Below are 5,950 nucleotides of genomic sequence, written 5' to 3' on the forward strand. Positions count from 1 at the left end.
TATTTTTTGCATTAGTGTTGTGAGGAATGTTTTTTCTAGTAAAGCTATATTTGTTCTGAATATATTATCAGCATTGCCCAAGAGTGATTTTAATAGATTTCCACGTATATTGACCGGAAGTTTATTTATTAAATTTTCTAAGAAGGTTGAAATCGAATTTATTATATTTGGCAGATTTGCAGTAACTTCGCTAGCTTCTTTTATTATTTTTGGAATGAGTATGTATCCCATAAGAATAAGCGTTGAGAGAAATAAGGCTATTGTAAGGAGTGAGGCAAAAAATCTCGGGATTTTTTTTGAAAAGAAATTGGTAATTGGAAGAAACAAATATCCGATAAGTATGCCATAAAAAATAGGAGGGAACACACTCCTTATTTTAAATATGACATATAATAGGATGACCAAACCTATTAAAATTACTCCGATTAGAACCCCTGTTTTCACAGGGGCATAGCCTTTATCGGATATTTTCATTTTTGGCTTACAGTTATGGATGCGACTTCGTCATTTTTGGTTTTGAATTTCATGATCCTTACTCCTCTTGCTGTGCGGCTTAATATAGGCACTGTAGAGGCTTTTATTTTTATTACATTCCCGTTTTTTGTAACAACAAATATTTTGTTCTTTTTAGTCACATTTTGTATTGCCTGAACTTCTCCTGCTTTTTCATCTATTTTAGCACACTTGACACCTTTTCCGCCATGTCTAATTTTTCTGATTTTTTTTCCAACTAATCGTTTTCCGAAGCCTTTTTTAGTTACAAGAAATATTTCTGTTCCTTTCTGTATGACTTCCATTCCTTTGACCTCGTCCCCATCTTGCAATCTTATTCCTATTACGCCTCTTGCAATTCTTCCCATTGACCTAATTTCATTTGCATTAAAGCGTAAACCATGGCCTTTTCTAGAAATTACAAGCACTTCATCATCCTTTTTTACAGGGCGCAATGTCAGTAATTTATCTCCTTTCTTAAGTCCAATTGCACGTTTGCCATTGACGTAGACAGTTGTAAATTCAGATATCTTAACTTTTTTTATTTTGCCTTTTCTTGTTACCATGATGAAGTTTTCATAATTCGATTTGTCGTCGAGAGAAAAGGTAGCTGATATCCTTTCGTCATTTTTTATCCGAAGAAGTCTATGTATGGGTGTTCCTTTTGATTCTCTTCTGTTTTCTGGTATTTTGTATGCTTTTAAACTATACACTTTTCCCGTGTTTGTAAAGAACAACATCGTGCTTTTTGTAAATGTGGTACATATATCACTGGGATAATCTTCTTCGCTAGAAGCTTGGCCTAGTACACCTTTGCCCCCTCTGTGTTGTAATCTAAATGTGGCTTCATCTAAACGTTTTATATAACCGTCGCGTGTTGCGGATATAATAATTTTTTTGTTTTCTATTATATCTTCAATGTCTATCTCTTCTTCAGATGCTGTAATAGCTGTTTTTCTACTAGTTCCGTATCTTGCTTTTATTCTTAAAAGGTCCTCTTTTATTATTAACCATTGTTTCTCTTTCTTTTCCAGTGTTTCTGTTAGGGAATCAATGTTTTTCTTGGTGGTGTCAATATCATTGTTAAGTTTGTCTATTTCCATATTAGTAAGGCGTGAGAGCTTCATTTCAAGGATAGCTTTTATCTGTCTATCTGAGGCGGACAGTAACTTTGCCAGTCCTGTTGTCGCTTCTTGCGCATTTTTTGAGGCGCGTATTATTTTTATGACATCGTCAATTTGTTGTATCGCTTTACCTAAGCCTTCTAAAATCTCCAGATGTTCTTTTGCTTTATTAAGCTCAAAAGTTGTTTTTCTTATAAGAACATCTTTTCTGAAAAGGAGAAATTCCATTAAGAGTTCTTTCATTGTAAATACTTTTGGCACATTATTAAGGATTCCAATGAGTATTATTCCATAATGTTTTTCAAAAAGCGTATGCAGGCGAAGTCTGTTTTCGAATACGTTGATATTGGTTTCTCTGCTGAGTTTTATTACTATGCGGATACCGTCTCTGTCTGATTCATCTCGTAAATCCTCAATTCCCTCGAGTTTCTTCATTTTTGCGAGTTTAGCAATTTTTTCTACGAGTTCTGCTTTGTTTACAGCAAAGGGAAGCTCAGTGATGACAAAATATCTTTTGCCTTTTTGTTTTTCCTCTATGTGTGCTTTTCCTCTTATTATGATGCTGCCTCTTCCTGTGTCAAAGTAACTCTTTATTCCTTCTCTTCCGACAATTGTTCCTGATGTTGGGAAATCGGGACCTTTTATAATACTATAAAGTTCTTCCGGCTTAATTTCATCGCCCTTTAAAATCTCCTTATCTATAATATGGATTAATGCATCTGAGATTTCTAAAAGGTTGTGAGGCGGGATATTTGTGGCCATTCCCACTGCAATCCCCGAAGACCCGTTAATTAAAAGGTTTGGTATTTTTGCTGGGAGTACGACGGGTTCTTGCAATGTATTGTCAAAATTTGGAATGAAATCTACAGTATTTTCGTTCAGGTCTTCTAACATTTCCATTGCAATTCTATCAAGGCGTACTTCGGTATAACGCATTGCAGCAGGGGAATCTCCATCAATTGAGCCAAAATTTCCATGACCGTCTATTAGTGGATGTTTCAGGGAAAATGGTTGTGCCATTCTAACTAATGTGTAATACACTGCAACATCGCCGTGTGGGTGGAATTTTCCTAAAACTTCTCCTACAATTCTTGCACTTTTCTTATGTGGCTTACTAGGGATGCATGACATTTCTTTCATTGCATATAAAATTCTTCTATGAACCGGTTTCAAGCCATCTCGAATATCTGGCAGTGCTCTTCCTATAATTATGCTCATTGAATAATCAATATAAGATTTTGTAATCTCTTCTTCTACAGGAATGTTTATAACTTTTTCACCAAATAGATCTGCCATATTTCACTCCTAAATGTCTAAATTTACTACTTCTTTTGCATGATCTTCTATAAATTTCTTTCTCGGTTCCACTTTTTTACCCATGAGAATATTAAAGAGGCTATTTGCTCTTTCTGCTTCTCCTATTGTTACTCTTAATATAACTCTCCTTGATGGATCCATTGTGGTTTCCCATAATTGTGTTGCATCCATTTCTCCAAGTCCTTTGTAGCGTTGAATTTCTGTTTTTTCTTGAATTTGTGATAGTATTCTTTTTAATTCCCCATCAGAAAATGCATAGTAGATTTTTTTGTTTGATTTTATTTTATACAATGGCGGTTGAGCAATATATAGATATCCGTCATCGATCAGTGGCCGCATATATCTAAAGAAGAATGTAAGTAACAATGTTCTTATATGAGCGCCATCTACATCTGCATCTGTCATGATGACTACTTTGTGGTATCTAAGTTTTTCTGCTGCAAACTCATCCAATATACCACATCCAAGGGATGTTATAAGGTTTTTGATTTCCTGGTTAGCAAGTGCATTGTTTAGAGTTGCTCTTTCTACGTTTAATATTTTTCCTCTGAGCGGGAGTATAGCTTGAAATCCTCTGTCTCTTCCCTGTTTTGCACTTCCGCCTGCAGATTCTCCTTCAACGATGTATATTTCTGCTTTTTCTGGGTCATTTGTAGAGCAATCGGCTAGTTTACCGGGGAGTCTTCCTGTGAAATCAAGGCTGTTCTTCCTTCTTACTAACTCTCTAGCTTTTTTGGCTGCAATTCGTGCATTATGAGCGATAATAGATTTTTTTATAATTTGTTTTAAATCTTCAACATTGTGGTCAAAGTATGTAGTAAATTTTTCTTTTACAGTTTCAGACACAAGGTTTTTTGCTTCTGAGTTGCCGAGTCTTGTTTTTGTTTGTCCTTCGAATTGTGGGTTTGTGATTCTTAAATTAATTATTGCCGTAAGTCCTTCTCTTACATCGTCACCAGATAAAGGTATCCCGTTTTTTAAGAGATTTAGCTGGCTAGCTTGAACATTTAACAATCTCGTTAGAGCCATTTTAAAACCTGCTTCGTGGGTACCCCCGTCAATCGTACAAATGTTGTTTACAAAGGACTTGATATCTGTTCCAAAGCCACTGTTGTATTGCAACGCAACTTCTAAAAAGAAATTTTCTTCCTCTTTTTTCATATATATGACTTTTTCGGGAAGTACTTGTCGCTCGCTATGAATTTCTTTTATAAAATCTTTAATGCCGTTTGCCGAGAGATAAACTTCCGTGATGCCCGTTGTGATGCCCGTTGTGCTGCCTGCTGCGATATTTGATGCGATGTCCGCTGCGATACCTGCTGTTTCATCCGTAAATGTAATTTTTAATCCACTGTTTAAATATGCCAATTCTTTGAGTTTTGGTTTTATGACGGAAGGTTCAAATTTTAGTATCTCAAAGATCAATGAATCTGGTTTAAATGTAATTTCCGTGCCATTTTTTTCAGTAGTGGTTAATTCTTTTTTTCTTAGTGGATATTGCGCTTTGCCTCTTACAAATTCTTGTTCGTATGCTACCTTATCTCTTACTACTTTTACATAAAGTTTTTCTGATAGCGCATTTACTACCGATACACCTACGCCGTGCAATCCACCAGAAACATGATATGCTTTATCATCAAACTTTCCACCTGCATTTAGTTTTGTCAGAGCTACTTCAACACCGGAAATTCCTAAGGTTGGATGCATATCTACCGGGATGCCCCTACCATTATCGATTACCGTAACAGTACTATCTTTGCGAAGAATGACGTTAATTTCTGTGCAATGTCCAGCCATTGCTTCGTCGATACTATTATCTACTACTTCAAATACGAGATGATGGAGTCCTCTTTCATTGGTGGAGCCTATATACATCGAGGGGCGTTTTCGCACATGTTCAAGCCCCTCTAAAACCCTGATATTTTTCGCTGTATAATCTTCGTTTTGCATTTATTTAGCCTCCTAATTTATAACCACTCTATTTTAACAGAAATTAGAAAAAAGTAAAATTTTATTAGGATTGTTCTTACTTTTATATAACATTTGACGATTTTACCTAAAGTGAGTAAAATGTAATAGGGAGATGGAGATATGAACTGGAATAATTTAACTGAGATGGCCCAGAAAGTAATCTGGCTTGCTCAGGAAGAAGCAAACTTCCTAAATAATGATTATTTAGGTACTGAACATATATTGCTTGGTCTTATTAAGATCGAAGAAGGTGTTGCATATCACACTCTTATTAGTGTTGGTGCAAGCCCTCAAGAGATAATAGAGAGGATTGAATCACTCATAAGGAAGGATAAAAAGAGTGATGTTTTTGAAAAAGAAGACGTGATACTTACTCCTAGGACAAAAAGAGTTCTAGAGATTTCCGAAAAAGAAGTAGCTAATCTGGGAGATTCATATATCAACACAGAGCATATTTTGCTTGCAATTATTCACGAAGGTGGAGGAGTCGCTGTTAAAATTTTACAGGATATTGGAATTGATTTTGCACAGCTTGAAGAAACAATATATTCGCTGTTGGGCGAGAAGAAAATATCCTGGGATAAAAAAGTGGCCTATACCTCTAATCAAATGAAAACGCCTATTCTTGATCAATACAGCAGAGATCTTACTCTTCTTGCAAAAAGAGGGAAGCTAGATACGGTGATAGGTCGAGAAGACGAGATGGAGCGAGTGATTGAAATTCTTATGAGGCGGAAAAAGAATAATCCTGCTATTATCGGCGATCCTGGCGTGGGCAAAACGGCAATAGTGGAAGGATTAGCCCAAAGAATTGTTTCGGGAAAAGTACCATATTTGCTTAAGGGAAGACGACTCGTTGCACTTGATATCGCATCAATTATTGCTGGCACCAAGTATAGAGGGGAATTTGAGGATCGAATGAAGAAGATTTTACACGAACTTAATAAAGCGCAGAAGAATGTAATATTGTTTATTGATGAGTTTCATACAATAGTTGGAGCAGGAGCCGCTGAAGGTGCAGTGGATGCCTCTAATATCTTAAAGCC

Annotated in this window: 4 protein-coding genes; 1 reads left to right on the forward strand and 3 read right to left on the reverse strand. The window is 36.0% G+C overall.

Features of this window, described 5'->3' with window-relative positions:
• The 3 genes from U9Q18_05700 to gyrB form a co-directional block, all read right to left on the reverse strand.
• The coding region (locus U9Q18_05700; protein MEA3313851.1) for an AI-2E family transporter at positions 1-474 on the reverse strand (474 nt) is incomplete at its 3' end.
• The gene (gyrA, locus tag U9Q18_05705; protein ID MEA3313852.1) at positions 471-2,912 is read right to left on the reverse strand and encodes a DNA gyrase subunit A; all 2,442 of its coding nucleotides are present in this window, start codon (positions 2,910-2,912) and stop codon (positions 471-473) included. The genes gyrA and U9Q18_05700, both read right to left, overlap by 4 nt.
• 9 nt (positions 2,913-2,921) lie before the next feature.
• The gene (gyrB, locus tag U9Q18_05710; protein MEA3313853.1) at positions 2,922-4,883 is read right to left on the reverse strand and encodes a DNA topoisomerase (ATP-hydrolyzing) subunit B; all 1,962 of its coding nucleotides are present in this window, start codon (positions 4,881-4,883) and stop codon (positions 2,922-2,924) included.
• A 141-nt stretch (positions 4,884-5,024) separates the two neighbouring features.
• Here gyrB and U9Q18_05715 point away from each other — a divergent pair.
• Positions 5,025-5,950, forward strand: a 926-nt coding sequence (locus U9Q18_05715; protein ID MEA3313854.1) for a Clp protease N-terminal domain-containing protein, incomplete at its 3' end; no start/stop codon positions are given.

The sequence above is a fragment of the Caldisericota bacterium genome (assembly GCA_034717215.1).
Classification (GTDB): Bacteria; Caldisericota; Caldisericia; order Caldisericales; family Caldisericaceae; genus UBA646.

What these genes read in the sequence shown, in the direction of transcription:
- gyrA (MEA3313852.1), bottom strand. Translation starts at nt 2,912, where the DNA reads ATGGCAGATCTATTTGGTGAAAAAGTTATAAACATTCCTGTAGAAGAA.
- gyrB (MEA3313853.1), bottom strand. Translation starts at nt 4,883, where the DNA reads ATGCAAAACGAAGATTATACAGCGAAAAATATCAGGGTTTTAGAGGGG.